We start from the raw sequence: 14,747 nt of genomic DNA on the forward strand, positions 1-14,747 counted from the left end.
GCGTCCGGAGCGCAGCGGAGGACGCCGGTCAGCAGCCCCTGCCGGGGGGGTTGGGGGGTCGCCCCCCAACCGTGACCCAGCCCGGCGTCCGGAGCGCAGCGGAGGACACCGGTCAGCAGCCCCTGCCGGGGGGGTTGGGGGGTCGCCCCCCAACCGTGACCCAGCCCGGCGTCCGGAGCGCAGCGGAGGACACCGGTCAGCAGCCCCTGCCGGGCGGGGTGGGGGCGGGGGTGGTCCTATCGGGGGTCATGTCCCAAACTGGGTTGGGTGCTGATGGCTCGGAAGGGGAGACCTGTGGTCGATCGCTCGGACGTCCAGGCCGCGGCGGAGCGTGTCGCGGGCCATGTCCGCCGCACGCCGGTGGTCGAGGTCGAGCCGGGGCCGCTCGCGCCCGCCGGGCGGATGTGGCTGAAGCTCGAACTGACGCAGCACACGGGGTCGTTCAAGGCGCGCGGCGCGTTCAACCACATCCTGGCCGCGCGGGAGGAGGGGCGGCTCCCGGAGACCGGGGTCGTCGCGGCGTCCGGCGGGAACGCGGGGCTGGCCTTCGCGTACGCGGCGGCGCGGGCGGGCGTCCCGGCCGAGGTGTACGTGCCGGAGACGGCGCCCGCGGTGAAGGTCGCGCGGCTGCGGGCCCTCGGCGCCGCGGTCGTGCGGGTCGGCACCCGGTACGCCGAGGCGCAGGACGCCGCCGTCAAACGCGCCGCCGACACCGGCGCGCTGTTCTGCCACGCCTACGACCTGCCGGAGGTGTGCGCGGGCCAGGGCACGCTCGGCCTGGAGATCCTGGAGCAGACCGGCGGCGAGGCCGACACGGTCCTGCTGGCGGTCGGCGGCGGCGGGCTGATGGCGGGCGTCGCCGCCGCGGTCGAAGGGCGGGCGCGCGTCGTCGGCGTCGAGCCCGTGACGATCCCGACCCTCGAACGCGCCCTGCACGCCGGACGCCCCGTGGACGTGGACGTGTCGGGGGTCGCCGCGGACTCCCTCGGCGCGACCCGGCTGGGTGAGATCGCGTTCGCGGTCGCGTCCCGGACCGGGGTGCGCCCCGTGCTGGTCACCGACGAGGCGATCGTCGAGGCCCGCCGGTTCGTGTGGGAGGAGTACCGCCTGGTCGTCGAGCACGGCACGGCCGCCGCCGTGGCCGCGCTCCGCGGCGGCGCCTACCGGCCGTCCCCCGGGGAGCGGGTCGTGGTCGTCCTGTGCGGCGCCAACACCGACCCGTCCGACCTGGCCTGACGCCCGTCGCCGATCAGCCGCGGCTCATCCGGAGGCGCGCAGGGCCTGGAGCGGCAGCAGCCGCACCTGCGCCGCGGGACGGGCCGTGCCGGTCGCGGGCCGGCTGCCGCACAGGGCCTCCACCACGTGCGCGGCCAGCGCGTTGTCGATCGGGTGCGGGACGGGCGTGCCGCCGGCGCTGAGCTGCTGGTACTTCGTCAGGTTGAAGGCCAGCGAGATCTGCCGCTCGCCCCCGGCCGACGACAGCGACTGGGTCCCGGCGCCGAAGACCGCGCCGTCGTGGCCCCAGAACGTCCCGCACGGCAGGTCGACGGAGTAGAGCCCGAGACCGTAGTTCATCAGGACGTTGCCGTCCGCGTCCTTCACCGGGACGGTCCGCTGCATCTGCGCCAGAGCGTCCGGTCCGATGAGGTCGCCGCTGAGGAGCCCGCGGTAGAAGCGGTTGAGATCGTCCGTGGTGGACACCAGCGCGCCCGCCGTCCAGGCCCAGCTCATGTCGATGGTGCTGTAGTCGCGGGGCGGCTTCACATGCTGGTACAGCGACTCGTACATCCGCGGGTGCGGGCCCGCGATCCAGGGCGAGGACGGGAAGTAGGTGTGCTTCAGCCCGGCCTTGCGGATGACGTTCCGGGTGATGTACCGCTCCGCCTTGGTCCCGGTCACCTTCTCCAGGATTTCCCCAGCGATGACGTAGTTGGTGTTGGAGTACGACCAGCGCTCGCCCGGCTCTCCCGTGCGCGGCGCCCGCAGCCCCCAGGCGAGGAGCTGCGCGGGACGGACGTCGCGGAACCGGTACTCGTCCAGGCTGCCGGCCGACAGCTCCCGTAGTGAGGGGAACGCCGGGAAGATGTAGTCGCCGATGCCGCTCGTGTGGTCGAGCAGCATCCGTACGGTCGTCTGCTCGCCGTAGCGGCCGGGGATGAGGCCGGGCAGGTAGCGGGCGACCGGGGCGTCGAGATCGACGCGGCCCCGCTCCACCTGCTGGAGGATCGCGGCGGCGACGAACGACTTGGTGACGCTGCCGATCCGCTGGCGCATGTCCGGGGTCACCGGCCGCCCCGTGCGCACGTCCGCGACGCCGGCCGCGCCGCCCCACGTCGTGCGGCCGTCCCGGACCGCGGAGAAGAGCCCGTACATCCCGGCGTCGTGCGTGGCGTCCAGGGTGGCCCGCAGCTTCGCGGGATCGAACGGGACGGTGGGCGGCAGCGCCGTGGCGATCGCGGAGGGGCCGACGTCCGGCCCGGCCGCCGCGGCCGTGACCTGCGCCGTCGCCATGGTCAGCACGAGCGCCGCGCCTGCGGCCGCCCCCCTGAGGATGCCGCGCCCCGCCAGCCGTCCCAGCCCTCTGGACATCGTTCCCGTCTCTTCCGCGCCGACCGCGTTCCCGAAGGAGCCTTTTCTAGATCATCTACCCTCTCATCCCTGGGCGGAAAGCGGTCCGGCAGCCACCAATACGGAGCGGTCGCGACACCTCCGACTGCACGGTCGCGGCCGGAGGGCGGTCGGGCATCGACGCGGCGGCCGGGCGGCCCGGCTTCCCCGCGGGAGGCGCGCGGGGGCCGGGCGGCGGGTCAGCCGAGCAGGTCCGCGAGGGTCTCGCGGCGGGACGGGTGGCGCAGCTTGTGCATGCCCTTGGACTCGATCTGCCGGATGCGCTCGCGCGTCACCCCGTAGACCTTGCCGACCTCCTCCAGGGTCTTGGGCTCGCCGCCCGACAGCCCGAACCGCAGCGAGATCACGCCGGCCTCGCGCTCGGTGAGCGTCTCCAGGACGGCGTCGAGCCGCCCGCGCAGCATCGAGGTCGCCACGACGTCGGCGGGGTCGCCGCCGTCGGGGTCCTCGATGACGTCGGCGAGCTCGCCGTCGCCGTCCTCGCCGAGCGGGGTGTGCAGCGACAGCGGCTCGCGGGCCTGCCGCCGCAGCCACTCGACCTTCTCGGGCGTGACGTCGAGCTCGACGGCCAGCTCCTGCGAGTTCGGCTCGCGGCCGAGGTCCTGCATCATCCGCCGCCGGACGCGCGTCATCCGGTTGAGCACCTCGACGACGTGCACCGGGATGCGGATGGTGCGGCTCTGGTCGGCCAGCGCGCGGCTGATCGCCTGCTTGATCCACCAGACGGCGTAGGTGGAGAACTTCAGGCCGCGGCGGTACTCGAACTTCTCCACGGCGCGGATCAGTCCGAGGTTGCCCTCCTGCACGAGGTCGTTCAGGGGGAGGCCGTGGCCCATGTAGCGCTTGGCGAGCGACACGACGAGGCGCAGGTTCGCCTCGACCATGTGCTCCTTGGCGCGGGCGCCGTCGTCGGCGATCCACTCCAGGTCCTGCTTGTCCTGGAGGCTCAGTTCGTCGCCCAGGGTGATGAGGCGCTCTCGGGCGAACAGGCCGGCCTCGATGCGCTTGGCCAGGTCGACCTCCTGCTCGGCGGTGAGCAGCGCGGTGCGCCCGATGCGGGACAGGTAGTCCTTCATCGGGTCGACGAGGTTCACGGTGGAGCGGGGGGATGCGCTCGGCGCGTGGCTGGCGTTCAGGGCGATGTCCTTTGCTCGTCCGGCGGCCGGGAGGGAACGGTCACCCGATCTCGGTACCCGTCCGGCCCGGGGGCCAAACTTAGATCCGACCTAAATATGTGTCAAGTACGAACTTAGGTCGAATTATGAGAGGATGGCGGCATGGGACTGCGGGAGTTGAAGAAGCAGCAGACGCGCCAGAGCATCTCGAACCAGGCGACCCGCCTGTTCCTGCGGCACGGCTTCGACCGGGTGACGATCGCCGACGTCGCGGCGGCGGCCCAGGTGGCGAAGATGACCGTCACCAACTACTTCCCCCGGAAGGAGGACCTGGCGCTCGACCTGCACGAGGTCTTCGTGGCCTCGCTGGCGCGCACGGTCGCCGAGCGGGCGCCCGGCGAGTCGGCGGCGGCCGCCCTGCGCCGGGGCTTCCTGGAGGCCGCCCGGCGGCACGACGCCGTGATCGGCTTCTCCGGCCCCGCCTTCGCCCGGATGATCACCGAGAGCCCGGCCCTGGTGGCGCGGCTCCGCGAGTTCCACGAGGAGCGCGAGGACGCCCTCGCCGCCGTCCTCGCCGAGGAGACCGGCGCGGGCCCGGGCGACGTCCTCCCCCGCCTCGTCGCCGCGCAGCTCGGCGGCGTCCACCGCGTCCTGTTCCAGGAGGCCCTGCGCCGGAACGTGCGGGGAGAGTCCCACGAACAGATCGAGGCGGCCCTCACGGAGTCCGCGAAGACCGCCTTCGACCTGCTCGAACCCTCCCTTGGCGGCTACGCGGCGCGGCCGGCGCCCGAGGGGTAGAGCGCGGCCTAGATCGTTGATGGGGGTTTGCTGAACCGCTGCGGGCATGACGAAGGGCGCCCATGATCAGTGTGTGAAGACAAACCTGGACGCCCTTCTGACCGCACTCTACGTCCATCTGGACGATCACGTCCTGCGGTCGGCCGACCGCACCCGCAGACGCGGCCCCGACCGCACCCTCAACGACGCTGAACTGGTGTGCGTCGCTGTGGCCCAGGTCCTGCTCGGCTGCGATTCCGAGCGGCGGTGGCTGCGGACCGCGCCCGGCAGGATCGGGCACCTGTTCCCGCGGCTGCCCGGTCAGTCCGAGTACAACCGGCACCTGCGCGATGCCGCGCCCGCTCTGTTCGCCGCTTCGATGTGGCTGGTCCGCCAGACGCCCTCCTGGCAGGAGCGGCTGCGGCTGATGGACGGCACTCCGCTGCGCTGCGGCGCCTCACGCACCACCGTGCACCGCTCGGCCCTGGGCGAGATCGCCGGCTACGGCATGGACAAGTCCCACCACGCCTTCTACTGGGGCGCCAAACTGATGCTGATCACCACCGCCGAAGGCGCGGTGTGCTCCTTCAGCCTGGCCCACCCCAAAGAGCTGGACGAACGCAAACAGGCCGTGCACCTGCTGCACGTCCAGCAGGCCGCGCCGGGACCGTGCCCGATCGTGTGCGACAAGGGATTCGCCGGAGCCGGGGTGGAAAAGGCCGCCGCCGACCTGGGCCATATCCTGATCCGCCCCGTCCGCGACGACGAGCCCGAACCCGCCGTGAAGGTGTTCCCCAGCTGGCTGCGCCAGCGTATCGAGGCGGTGATCTGGACACTGAAGAACCAACTCGGGCTGGAACGCCACGCCGCCCGCACCACCGAAGGCCTGTGGACGCGCCTGTGCCAGCGCATCTGCGCCCTCAACGCCGCGATCTGGCACAACTGGCTCATCGACGCCCCAACCAAGCGATCACTTACCGCCTACGACCACTAACCAGAGCACTCAACAACCCCCATCAACGATCTAGGCGCCGTCCCGGATGACCAGGAGGAGGTCGCCGGCCTGGACGGGCGTCGCCTCGGGGACGGCCAGCCGGGCGACGGCGCCCGCGACCGGCGCGGTGATCGCGGCCTCCATCTTCATGGCCTCGATGGTGGCGACCACGTCCCCCGCCGCGACCTCGTCGCCCTTGGCCACCCGCAGCGTCACCGAGCCGTCGAACGGGGCGGCGACGTGACCGGGTTCGGCCGGATCGGCGCGCTCGACCGGCGGCGCATCGGACTTGACGGACTTGTCGCGGACGGAGAGTGTCCGGAGCTGGCCGTTCACCGAGCAGATGACCTGCCGGACCCCCGCCTCGTCGACGTCGCCGACGGCCTCCAGCCCGGCCAGGACGCGGACGCCGGGTTCGAGGTCGAACGCGACCTCGTGGCCCGCGCGGAGCCCGTACAGGAACGGGCCGGTCGGCAGGACGGAGATGTCGCCGTAGGCGGCGCGCGCCTCGCGGTAGTCCTTGGCAGGTCCTGGGAAGAGCAGACGGTCGAGCGTGTCGCGAACCTCTGGACCGGCCAGGGCCTTCTCTTCGGCGCCGTCCAGTTCGGCTCGGGCGGGCGTGTACTGGCGCCCCGCGAGGGCCTTGGTGCGGAACGGCTCGGGCCAGCCGCCGGGCGGGTCGCCCAGTTCGCCGCTCAGGAACCCGATGACGCTGTCGGGGATGTCGTAGCGGTCCGGGTTCTCGGCGAAGTCGTCCGGGTCGGCGCCCGCCGCGACGAGGTGCAGGGCCAGGTCGCCGACGACCTTGCTGGACGGGGTGACCTTCACGAGCCGCCCGAGGATCGCGTCGGCGGCGGCGTAGAGGCGCTCGATCTCCTCGAAGCGGTCGCCGAGGCCGAGGGCGACGGCCTGCTGCCGCAGGTTGGACAGCTGCCCGCCCGGGATCTCGTGCCGGTAGACGCGTCCGGTCGGCGACGGGAGCCCCATCTCGAACGGCGCGTAGAGCTTCCGGACGGCCTCCCAGTAGGGCTCCATGACGGTGAGCGCGTCCAGGTCGATCCCGGTGGCGTGCTCGGTGAAGTCGGTCGCGGCCACGATCGCCTGGAGCGGCGGCTGGCTCGTGGTGCCCGAGAGCGGCGCGGCGGCGCCGTCGACGGCGTCGACGCCCGCTTCGATGGCGGCGATGTAGGTGCCGATCTGCCCGCCGGCCGTGTCGTGGGTGTGCAGGTGGACGGGCAGGTCGAACCGCTCGCGGAGGGCCCCGACGAGGGTGCGCGCCGCGGGCGCCCGGAGCAGGCCGGCCATGTCCTTGACGCAGAGGATGTGGACCCCCGCGTTGACGAGTTCTTCCGCCAGCCGCAGGTAGTGGTCGAGGGTGTAGAGCCGTTCGCCCGGAGAGGACAGGTCGCCGGTGTAGCAGAGCGTGCCCTCGACCAGCGCATGGGTCTGGAGGGCCGCGTCGATGGCCGGCCGCATGCGGTCCACGTCGTTCAGGGCGTCGAACACACGGAAGATGTCGACTCCCGTACTGGCGGCCTCCTTGACGAAGGCCCGAGCCACCGAGTCGGGGTACGGCGTGTAGCCGACGGTGTTGCGACCGCGCAGAAGCATCTGGATGCACAGGTTGGGGGCGGCCTCGCGGATCGCGGCCAGCCTGTCCCAGGGCGACTCGCCCAGGAACCGGAGCGCGACGTCGTACGTTGCCCCGCCCCATGCCTCGACAGAAAGCAGCTGCGGCGTCATCCGGGCGAGGTAGGGCGCGGCTGACAGCAGGTCGTAGGTGCGTACTCGCGTGGCCAGGAGCGACTGATGCGCGTCGCGGAACGTCGTGTCTGTGACGGCCAGGGCGTCCTGGTTACGGAGCTGCTCGGCGAACGCGCGCGCGCCGAGCGCCAGCAGCCGGTCGCGCGACCCCTCGGGGAACGGCCCGTCGAGGTCGAGCGGCGGCAGTTTCGTCGCCGGGTCCAGGTCGGTGGGCGCCTCGCCGTGCGGCTTGTTGACCGTGACGTCCGCCAGGTACCGGACGAGCCGCGTCGCGCGGTCTCCGCTGGAACGGGCCGTGAGCAGCTCGGGATGGTCCGCGATGTAGGACGTGGTGACGCCGCCCGCGCGGAAGTCGGGCTCCTCCAGCAGCGCCTGGAGGAACGGGATGTTCGACGCGACGCCCCTGATGCGGAACTCGGCGACGGCCCGGTGCGCCCGCCGCACCGCGTCCTCGAACGTCCGTCCGCGGCACGTCAGCTTCACCAGCAGCGAGTCGAAGTGCGGCGACACGATCGCGCCGCCGTAGGCCGTGCCGGTGTCGAGCCGCACCCCGGCGCCGCCCGGCGACCGGTACGCCGAGATCTTCCCGGTGTCGGGGCGGAATCCGTTCGCCGGGTCCTCGGTCGTGATGCGGCACTGCACGGCGAACCCGCTCACGCCGACCTCGTCCTGCGCGATGCCGAGGTCGGCGAGCGTCTCGCCGCCCGCGATGCGCAGCTGGCTCTGCACCAGGTCGATGCCCGTGACCTCTTCGGTGACGGTGTGCTCGACCTGGATGCGGGGGTTCATCTCGATGAACACGTGCTCGCCTCGGTCGTTCACAAGGAACTCGACCGTTCCCGCGTTCTCGTAGCCGATCTCTTGGGCGAACCTGACCGCGTCGTCGCAGAGCCGCCGGGCCGCCTCGGGGTCCAGCCCGGGCGCGGGCGCGATCTCGACGACCTTCTGGTGGCGGCGCTGCACCGAGCAGTCGCGCTCGCGCAGGTGGACGATGTGCCCGGCGCCGTCCGCGAGGATCTGCACCTCGATGTGGCGGGGGCGGTCCACCGCCTGCTCCAGGAACACCGTGGCGTCGCCGAACGCGCTCTCGGCCTCGCGGCGCGCCGTGTCCACGGCGGCCTCCAGGTCCTCGCGGTGGTCGACGCGGCGCAGCCCGCGCCCGCCGCCACCCGCCGCGGCCTTCACGAACAGCGGGAAGCCGACCTCGTCGGCCGCCTCCAGCTCCCGTCCCGGCGCGGGCGTCGCCGAGCGCAGCACCGGCAGCCCCGCGCGCCGCGCCGCCGCGACCGCCTCGATCTTGTTGCCCGCCAGGCTCAGCACCCGCGACGGCGGGCCGACGAACTTGATCCCGTCGCGCTCGCAGGCCGCCGCCAGCTCGGGGCTCTCCGACAGGAACCCGTACCCGGGGTAGACCGCGTCGGCGCCGACCCGCAGGGCCGTCTCCACGATCCCGTCCACGTCCAGGTAGGCGCGGACGGGGTGGCCGTGCTGCCCGATCTCGTACGCCTCGTCCGCCTTCTGCCGGTGCAGGGACAGGCGGTCCTCGTGCGCGTACACGGCGACGCTGGCGATGCCGAGTTCGTACGCCGCGCGGAAGGCCCGCACGGCGATCTCACCACGGTTGGCGACGAGCAGCTTACTGATCACGTGTTCTCCCAGGAGTGGTTCGGGCGCGTCCGGCCGCGCCCGACGGCCTCCTGGGCTCCACGCTGAGCCGCTCACGGCGGGACGAACCCGCGGGCGAACCGGATCCTGGGATACCTACCCAGTGAGGCGGTTCGGACGGCCTCGCCCGGCAGGGAGAACAAAGGGACAGATGATACGTAAAGTGAAAAGAGGGGAAAATTTTCCCCCATCCTGGCGCGTGCCTCCCGACGGGCCCGCTCAGGAGGCGCGGCGGCGGTGATCGAGCCAGACGCGGCCCGCGACCAGGGCCAACACGATCAGGGCGCCCATGAGGAAGCCGGTGAGGAGGCCGGTGAGCGAGCCGTCCGGGGCGAAGGCGGCGCAGGCGACGCAGACGGCGGCGACGAAGAGGCCGTAGCCGGCGATGAAGGCGTAGAAGCGCCTGCTCCAGAAGTTCCGGCCGGACGGCGTCCGGGGGACGGCGTGCAGTTCCGCCTCGGGGCCGACGGAGGCCGCCTTGGGCCGCTTGAAGTACTCGAAGCAGATCCAGGTGCCGCAGGGCTCCCAGCCGTCCGGCGCGAGTCGGCCGGTGACGGCGTTGCGGCGGCCTGGCAGGACGGTCTCGCGGCGATACTCCCAGCGCTGCGGGTCGTCCGGGTCGCGGCGGCTGACGAAGCGGCCCGTGTTGTCGACCCGTTCCACCTCCCAGCCCTCGTCGCCGTAGCGGTTGAGGACGTCGCGCTCGTGGAAGGCGTCGGCCCTCCATTTCCAGGTCTCGCCCGCGTCCGGCGGGACGGGTCCGCCGGGGACGTCCGCCCTCGCCTCGTCCGGGGCGACCTGGGAGGCGAAGTCGGCGGGCGCGCCGAACTCCTGCACCGGGTCGGTGCCGGACTCGGCCGCGAAGGCGGCGAGGTCGTCGACGGTGCGGGACACCTCGTCCTCGGGGAGGCCGCGGGCGCGCAGCCGCTCCGCCAGTTCGTCGAAATAGGGGTTCGTCATCGTCCCGCTCCATCGGTGAGCATCGTGCGCACGGACTCGTCGAAGTCGAGCCACAGGCCGCTCTGCTCGGCGAGCGTCACGCGGCCGACGTCGGTGAGGTGGTAGTAGCGGCGCCCCGGGCCCCGGTCGGCCGCGCGGAACTCCGCGGAGACCAGCCCGGCCTCTTCGAGGCGGTTGAGGACCGGATACAGGGTGCCGCCCTTGATCTGCCCGAGGCCCGCGTCGGCGAGCCTCTTGGCGATCTCGTAGCCGTAGCTCTCGCCCCCGGTCAGGCTGGCGAGGACCAGCAGGTCGAGGACGCCCTTGAGCCAGCTGGCGCGGCGGTCGGCGGGCACGGCGGTCACCTCCTGCGGCGGATCGGCGGGCGGGCCGCGCTGTCAGGCCTGACGGTCATCGTTCGTCACCTCTACTTAGTTTGCCCAGCGAGCTAAACCGTACGGCAACCTAGTTAGATATGCAACCTAGATGGCGGACACGAGCCTCCGGGCGCGGTCCGGATCCGGTCACCCGCCAAACGGAACGATCACTCGGAATAGCCGGAAGGATCTTGCGGTTGCAACTACCGTGCGAGAGCCCGCCAGCCGGGTAGCACCCATGTCAGCGACCTACGGAGGTGAACCGTGCCGAGCAGCATCCCCAGCACCCGTTCCACCAGTGAGCGCAAACACGTGAGAACCACGTCGCTCCGCGCCCTCGCGGTCGCCGCGCAGCTGGAACGCAACCATGCCCCGGAGGGTCCACCGGGCAACGCGAAGGGCCGGGCGGAGACCCGCCGCCGTCGGCGGACACCCGACCCGGCCTGACACGCTTCAGCCCGGCCGCACCTCCGGTCAGGCATGAGAAAGCCCCCCGCGATGCGGGGGGCTTTCGTGTTCCCGCGCCTGGCCGGCCCCAGGTCCGGCTAGGCGCGGGCCATGTCGAAGAACTTGTGGACGGTGGCACGCGTGCGCTCCGTACCGACGCTCTCCACCATCGCCGTCAGGTGCTCCGCGCCGAGGACGGCCAGGAGCGCGTGCGCGCCCGCTTCGCCGTCCGGAGCGGCGTCCCCGCACTGGTCGAGCAGGATCGTCAGGTGCCGATGCCAGAAGCCGTAGGCGCCGATCCGGTAGCGAGCCCCCGGCGAGGCGGTCTCGGACATGCGCACCAGCGAAAGATGGTCGAGCGCGTAGCCGAGATAGGCGTCGGCGAAGGCGCGCAGGCGTTCGGACGGAGGCACGACCGTGCCGCCGTCGCCCGGCCCCAGCGGAGACGGGCCGGACAGGATCGCGTCCTGGAGCTCGCGTTCACGCTCGTTCAGGAGCGCCACGGCGAGGCCCGCCTTGTCGCCGAAACGGCGGAAGAGCGTGCCCTTGCCGACGCCGGCCTCGGCGGCCACGGCGTCCATCGAGACCGCCTCCACCCCGTGCCGGGCGAAGAGCGCCGCGGCGGCGTCCAGCACCTTCACGCGGTTGCGGGCGGCGTCGGCGCGCTCCTTGGGCGGCGGCGTCCGCATCAACTCCAGATCGACGCGCTTCCCCCCGGACGGGCGACGGTCCATCATCGCTTCCTCCCCTGACGTACAACCGGACTATAGTCCTATTAAGTGGCCGCGGCCACCACCCCTTGATCAGCTGCTTTGCCGACCGAATACCCTCGTTGGCCATAGTCTTGCGGAACGGTTCTGGGACGAAGCGGAACAACGGGGAGCGAGTGGTGTGACGGACAGGACGATGCCGGATGCCCATCCACTGGAGTCAGGGGACCCGGATGAGCTCGGCGGATACGAGATCCTAGGCCGCCTCGGCGAGGGCGGGCAGGGCGCCGTCTTCCTGGGGCGTCCGCGCGGCCGGGCCAGGACCGACCGCCCCGACGACCACGTCGCGATCAAGTTGCTGCACGGCAGGCTCGCCGGGGACGAGTCCGCCCGCGCGCGCTTTGTCCGCGAACTGGAGGTCGCCAAGCGCGTCGCGCGCTTCTGCACCGCGCAGGTCCTGGACGCCGACGTGGCGGGCGACCAGCCCTACATCGTCAGCGAATACGTGCCCGGGCTGTCGCTGTTCCACATCGTGCGCGCGGAAGGCCCGCGGACGGGCGGCGCCCTGGAGCGGCTCGCGGTAGGCACCCTCACCGCGCTCACGGCGATCCACCAGGCCGGGATCGTGCACCGCGACTTCAAACCCCGCAACGTCATGATGGGCCCGGACGGCCCGCGCGTCATCGACTTCGGCGTGGCGCGCGCGCTGGGCGCCGCCGGTGAGACGCAGAACGTCGGCACTCCTGCCTACATGGCCCCGGAGCACTTCACCGGCGACCAGGTCGGCCCCGCGGCGGACATGTTCGCCTGGGGCACGACCATGGCGTTCGCCGCCACGGGACGTCCCGCGTTCGGCAACGACGAGATGGCCGCGGTCATGAAGCGGATCCTGACGGGCGAGCCGGATCTGGGCGACCTGCCCAGCCCGATGCGCGAACTCGTCCTCGCGTGCATGTCCAAGGACTCCGCTCAGCGCCCGACCGCTCGCGAGGCCCAGGAGCGGCTGGTCGGCGCGGCCAGCGGCCTGCCCTCGATCGTGTCCTCCGTCCCGCCGCTGCCCGCCGTCCCCAGGCTGCCCGCCGTCCCCGGGCTCCCCGCCGAGATCCCCGCTCCCCCGCGCGCGTCCGCGCCGCCTCCCGAGCACGCCACGGACCCGTCCGGCATCGGTCACGGCACGGCTCCGCAGCCGCGTCCGTTCGCCGAGGAGACGCCGCCTCCACCCGGCCACGCCCACGGCGCGCCCGGGCTGCCTCCGCCCGGTCCTCCTGCGCCGCCCCACGGCGATGTGTCAGACGGCAAGGGGCGCGGGCGCCTCGCAATACCGATCGCGGCGGCCGCGGCGGTGGCCCTGGTCATCGCGGGCGGCGCCGCGTGGGCCGCGACAAGGCCGAGCGGCGACAAGGGCCGTTCGGTCTCGGCGTCCGACGAGAACCACGGCGTGGGGGGCGACTCGGGCTCCGCGAACGGCGCGGCAGGCGGCCCCCAGAACCCGGCGAAGCCGAAACCAGGGCAGCCGAAGCCTGGAAAGAGCGGGGCCTCCGCGACCCCCAGTACGCCCCAGAAACCGGGGTCGCCGCAGCAGCCCGGTGGATCATCGACCCCCACGAGAGGCACTGGCGGGGGCACGGGCAACTCCACGCCCCCCAAGGAGCCGCCCAACAAGTACACGCCGCAGTCCGCGTGCAACAGCGGCGGCAAGGGAAGCGGGTACTACGTGCTGCGCTCCATGGGCGTGTCCGGCGGCACCGCCTACCTGCTCTACAGCAACTCGACCAAGTACAACTGCGCCGTCACCATCAAGTCCAAGCACGTCGGCACGAAGTCGCAGGTCTCCGCCTGGGTCCAGAAGAAGGGCGCGGGCACCGTCAGCGACAGCGGCTCGTTCGCCTGGTACGCGGGGCCGGTCTATGTGAGCGCGCCTGGGGCGTGCGTCCGCTTCGGCGGCAACGGCAGCACCGCCCCCTACGGCAACTGCGGCTGACTCTCCGGGGTCCCTGGGCCGGAACGAACAAGGCCACCCTCGCGCCTGGGGGGTGGCCTGTGTCTCCTGCGGAGGTCGGGTCGACGTTCGGAAAGCACCGGTGCCGACCCGGCCGCTGCTGGATCAGTTACGGGAGGCGATGAGATGGTCGAAGTCGCCGTCCTTGGCTCCAAGGATGAGCGCTTCTATCTCGGGGCGGGTGTAGATGAGGGCCGGGCCCTCGGGATGGCGGGAGTTGCGCATCGCCACCTGCCCACCGGGCAGTTCGGCGATTTCGACACAGTTCCCCTGGGAGTTGCTTCTCCGGGACTTCAGCCATCGTGCTCCGAGGAGCTCGGCGGCCGGCATCCCGTTGTCGTAATCGGTCTGGAGCATCATGTCTCTCTGAGAAGATCACCGAGAAGCTCGACGGTGCGCTCCGGGGTCGCACTGTCGACACACAGGCGTTCCATCGCCTGCAGGTAGGTGTCGACGTCGTCGCGCTTGTCCAGGTACATCGCGCCGGTGAGGTTCTCGACGTAAACCACGTCCGGCAGATCCTGCTCGGGAAAGCGCAGGATCGTGAAGGCGCCCCCCTCGGCCGCGTGGCCTCCGAACCTGAACGGCATGATCTGGATGGTGACGTTGGGCAGCTTCGACATCTCGATGAGGTGCTCGAACTGGCCCCGCATCACCTCAGGTCCGCCGATGGGGCGCCGCAGCGCCCCCTCGTCCACCACGGCCCACAGGCGCGGGGCCTCCGCGCCCGTGAGGCGTTCCTGACGCTGCAGGCGCAGCTCCACGCGCTGGTCGATCTCGTGTTCGGCGGCCCCGGCGTTGCCCAGGCGAATCACCGCACGCGCATACCCCTCCGACTGCAGAAGTCCCGGGACGAACTGCAGCTCATAGGTGCGGATCAGCGCCGCCGACTCCTCCAGACCCACATAGGTCTGGAACCAGCCGGGCAACACGTCGTTGTACCGGTGCCACCAACCGGGGGTGTTGGCCTCCCGCGCAAGCTGCAGCAGCGCCTCGCGTTCCGTCTTGTCGCCGACGCCGTACAACGTGAGCAGGTCGTCCACGTCTCGTTCTTTGAAGCTGACCCTGCCGAGCTCAAGACGGCTGATCTTCGACTCCGACGCGCGGATGACGTAGCCGGCGTCCTGACGGGTCACGCCCTTCTGCTCGCGCAGACGGCGAAGCTGCGACCCGAGCAGGATCCGACGAACCGTCGACCCGCTTCCCGGCGTCTCTGGAGTCACGCCCAACCTCCCGGCTATTCGGCGGACAGCGAACCTAGTGTGCCACTGGCCTCAGCGTCCTGCGGTTACCTCCGATCTCCCTCGTGCGATCCGCGCCGCCCCACACCCT

12 protein-coding genes are annotated in these 14,747 nt (G+C 72.0%); 4 read left to right on the forward strand and 8 right to left on the reverse strand.

Annotated features, from left to right (window positions below):
- Positions 1-294: 294 nt before the first annotated feature.
- Positions 295-1,236 (forward strand): threonine/serine dehydratase, encoded by a 942-nt coding sequence (locus tag ACQEU6_RS22485; protein WP_499334672.1) that lies wholly within the window; start codon positions 295-297, stop codon positions 1,234-1,236.
- Positions 1,237-1,260: 24 nt separating this feature from the next.
- Here ACQEU6_RS22485 and ACQEU6_RS22490 read toward each other — a convergent pair whose 3' ends face one another.
- The gene (locus ACQEU6_RS22490) at positions 1,261-2,589 is read right to left on the reverse strand and encodes a serine hydrolase domain-containing protein (RefSeq protein ID WP_499334673.1); all 1,329 of its coding nucleotides are present in this window, start codon (positions 2,587-2,589) and stop codon (positions 1,261-1,263) included.
- 218 nt (positions 2,590-2,807) lie between these two features.
- A complete protein-coding gene (locus ACQEU6_RS22495; protein WP_499334675.1) occupies positions 2,808-3,722 on the reverse strand; it encodes an RNA polymerase sigma factor in 915 nt (304 codons plus the stop codon).
- Positions 3,723-3,905: 183 nt separating this feature from the next.
- Here ACQEU6_RS22495 and ACQEU6_RS22500 point away from each other — a divergent pair, with 183 nt between their 5' ends.
- Both ACQEU6_RS22500 and ACQEU6_RS22505 read left to right on the forward strand, forming a co-directional pair.
- Positions 3,906-4,541, forward strand: coding sequence for a TetR/AcrR family transcriptional regulator (locus ACQEU6_RS22500; protein ID WP_499334676.1), 636 nt, complete (start codon positions 3,906-3,908; stop codon positions 4,539-4,541).
- A gap of 73 nt (positions 4,542-4,614) precedes the next feature.
- Positions 4,615-5,514 (forward strand): transposase, encoded by a 900-nt coding sequence (locus ACQEU6_RS22505; RefSeq protein WP_499328793.1) that lies wholly within the window; start codon positions 4,615-4,617, stop codon positions 5,512-5,514.
- A gap of 30 nt (positions 5,515-5,544) precedes the next feature.
- Here ACQEU6_RS22505 and ACQEU6_RS22510 read toward each other — a convergent pair whose 3' ends face one another.
- The 4 genes from ACQEU6_RS22510 to ACQEU6_RS22525 form a co-directional block, all read right to left on the reverse strand.
- The gene (locus ACQEU6_RS22510) at positions 5,545-8,925 is read right to left on the reverse strand and encodes a pyruvate carboxylase (RefSeq protein ID WP_499334678.1); all 3,381 of its coding nucleotides are present in this window, start codon (positions 8,923-8,925) and stop codon (positions 5,545-5,547) included.
- Positions 8,926-9,162: 237 nt separating this feature from the next.
- The gene (locus ACQEU6_RS22515) at positions 9,163-9,903 is read right to left on the reverse strand and encodes a hypothetical protein (RefSeq protein WP_499334680.1); all 741 of its coding nucleotides are present in this window, start codon (positions 9,901-9,903) and stop codon (positions 9,163-9,165) included.
- Positions 9,900-10,238, reverse strand: a complete 339-nt coding sequence (locus ACQEU6_RS22520; RefSeq protein ID WP_499340314.1) for a PadR family transcriptional regulator — start codon at positions 10,236-10,238, stop codon at positions 9,900-9,902. The genes ACQEU6_RS22515 and ACQEU6_RS22520 overlap by 4 nt, the downstream gene beginning before the upstream one ends.
- Positions 10,239-10,804: 566 nt before the next feature.
- The gene (locus ACQEU6_RS22525) at positions 10,805-11,443 is read right to left on the reverse strand and encodes a TetR/AcrR family transcriptional regulator (protein WP_499334682.1); all 639 of its coding nucleotides are present in this window, start codon (positions 11,441-11,443) and stop codon (positions 10,805-10,807) included.
- 154 nt (positions 11,444-11,597) lie between these two features.
- Between ACQEU6_RS22525 and ACQEU6_RS22530 the strand changes: the two genes are divergently transcribed.
- Positions 11,598-13,397, forward strand: coding sequence for a serine/threonine protein kinase (locus ACQEU6_RS22530; RefSeq protein WP_499334683.1), 1,800 nt, complete (start codon positions 11,598-11,600; stop codon positions 13,395-13,397).
- Positions 13,398-13,520: 123 nt separating this feature from the next.
- Here ACQEU6_RS22530 and ACQEU6_RS22535 read toward each other — a convergent pair whose 3' ends face one another.
- Positions 13,521-13,775 (reverse strand): DUF397 domain-containing protein, encoded by a 255-nt coding sequence (locus ACQEU6_RS22535; protein WP_396085292.1) that lies wholly within the window; start codon positions 13,773-13,775, stop codon positions 13,521-13,523.
- Positions 13,772-14,638 (reverse strand): Sco1979 family transcriptional regulator, encoded by an 867-nt coding sequence (locus tag ACQEU6_RS22540; protein WP_179844140.1) that lies wholly within the window; start codon positions 14,636-14,638, stop codon positions 13,772-13,774. Before ACQEU6_RS22540 ends, ACQEU6_RS22535 begins: the two co-directional genes overlap by 4 nt.
- Positions 14,639-14,747 lie beyond the last annotated feature (109 nt).

This window comes from Spirillospora sp. CA-108201, assembly GCF_050936235.1.
Taxonomy (GTDB): Bacteria; Actinomycetota; Actinomycetes; order Streptosporangiales; family Streptosporangiaceae; genus Spirillospora.

Bases quoted from the DNA above. Each gene is read 5' to 3' on its own strand.
- ACQEU6_RS22490 (WP_499334673.1), bottom strand. From the start codon at position 2,589: ATGTCCAGAGGGCTGGGACGGCTGGCGGGGCGCGGCATCCTCAGGGGG.
- ACQEU6_RS22500 (WP_499334676.1), top strand. From the start codon at position 3,906: ATGGGACTGCGGGAGTTGAAGAAGCAGCAGACGCGCCAGAGCATCTCG.
- ACQEU6_RS22515 (WP_499334680.1), bottom strand. From the start codon at position 9,903: ATGACGAACCCCTATTTCGACGAACTGGCGGAGCGGCTGCGCGCCCGC.
- ACQEU6_RS22525 (WP_499334682.1), bottom strand. From the start codon at position 11,443: ATGATGGACCGTCGCCCGTCCGGGGGGAAGCGCGTCGATCTGGAGTTG.
- ACQEU6_RS22535 (WP_396085292.1), bottom strand. From the start codon at position 13,775: ATGATGCTCCAGACCGATTACGACAACGGGATGCCGGCCGCCGAGCTC.